We start from the raw sequence: 1,655 nt of genomic DNA, 5'->3' as shown, positions 1-1,655 counted from the left end.
GATGAGTCCCAACCCTACCAGCGAATTTAAGCAAATTATCGAACAACAAAGCGAAAAAATCCTCAATCCCATCGAACGCACCAAAGTTACCCAGGATTTATCGGAAAATGTCATCCTTACCACCGTTGATGACCTGTATAACTGGGCGCGTTTGTCAAGTCTTTGGCCGATGCTATACGGTACAGCTTGCTGTTTTATCGAGTTTGCAGCCTTGATTGGTTCCCGTTTTGATTTCGATCGCTTTGGTTTAGTTCCCCGTTCTAGTCCCCGGCAAGCCGATTTAATCATCACTGCCGGTACAATCACCATGAAAATGGCCCCCGCTTTGGTGCGTCTGTACGAAGAAATGCCAGAACCTAAATATGTGATCGCCATGGGTGCCTGTACGATTACGGGGGGAATGTTCAGCAGTGACTCCACCACCGCAGTCAGAGGGGTAGATAAACTTATCCCCGTGGATGTCTATATACCCGGTTGTCCCCCCCGTCCAGAAGCGATTATCGACGCGATTATTAAACTGCGGAAAAAAGTCGCTAACGAATCTATTCAAGAACGTGGGACTGTCCTCCAGCAAACCAATCGTTATTACAGCACCACCCACAAAATGCAGGCCACAGAACCGATTCTCACAGGTAAATATCTACAATCGGCCACCCGTCAAGCACCCCCGAAAGAGTTACTAGAAGCCACTGGTATGCCTGTTCCCCCCGCTCTTTTGACCACGAAACAAAAGGAAGAAATCTAAATGACTGAAGAAACGACAGCTATTGTGCAAGCTGGCCCCACTTCGATTTGGTTAAGCGAAAATGGTTTTGAGCATCAAGCTTTAGAAGCTGACCATAGTGGTGTGGAATTGATTAAAGTAGAACCAGACTTTTTAATTCCTCTGGCCACTGCTTTATACGCTTATGGTTTTAATTATCTCCAATGTCAGGGCGCTTACGATTTGGGACCAGGGAAAGAATTGGTTAGTTTCTATCATCTGGTCAAAGTAACCGATAATGTCGATAGTCCCGTGGAAGTGCGCTTAAAAGTCTTTCTTCCTCGAGATAATCCCCGGGTTGCTTCGGTTTACTGGATTTGGAAAGCGGCTGACTGGCAAGAACGAGAAAGTTATGATATGTTCGGCATTATTTATGAAGGACATCCCCACCTGAAACGGATTTTAATGCCGGAAGATTGGGTCGGTTGGCCTCTACGCAAAGACTACGTTTCTCCCGAATTCTACGAACTACAGGACGCTTACTAAGTCGAGAATTTAATCACTAAGTAGGGTTTGCTGAAAAAGTTTGTTGGTGGGGTTAGGAGTCAGTAGCCGGTCGTCAGGAGCCGGTCGTTTCAGGCTTTGTTGCCCTCTCTTTACGTACTAATTTTGTACTATAAGGAGAATAATGCAAGGTTTTTGAGGGGCCCAATCCGATTTTCTAGCACTAACATCGGATTTTAACAGGTCAAAAGCCTTATTTTAAAAGGGTTTTACCATTATTCAGCAGACCCTAAGTAGGGAGGCAAAATTATTTGTAGGATGGGTTAGCGGTAGCGTAACATAATCAGGCGTTGGGTTTCATGCTTCAACCCAACCTACGTTCATCTTATATTTAATTCCACCCACTCACTTAATATCGGGTTAGAGGATATTTCTAGCCCGATTTTTG

2 protein-coding genes are annotated in these 1,655 nt (G+C 45.0%); both read left to right on the top strand.

Annotated features, from left to right (window positions below):
• Position 1: 1 nt before the first annotated feature.
• Positions 2-745: a photosynthetic/respiratory NAD(P)H-quinone oxidoreductase subunit K gene (gene ndhK, locus PX481_RS25300; RefSeq protein WP_002760976.1), complete on the top strand. Its 744-nt coding sequence runs from the start codon at positions 2-4 to the stop codon at positions 743-745.
• Positions 746-1,249 carry an NAD(P)H-quinone oxidoreductase subunit J gene (locus PX481_RS25295; RefSeq protein WP_002760978.1) on the top strand — a complete coding sequence of 168 codons (504 nt, stop codon included), beginning with the start codon at positions 746-748 and terminating at the stop codon, positions 1,247-1,249.
• Positions 1,250-1,655: the final 406 nt, after the last annotated feature.

The sequence above is a fragment of the Microcystis sp. M53603_WE2 genome (assembly GCF_030065435.1).
Note: the sequence above shows the minus strand (reverse complement) of the source record. Positions and strands in the feature narration are given on the sequence as shown.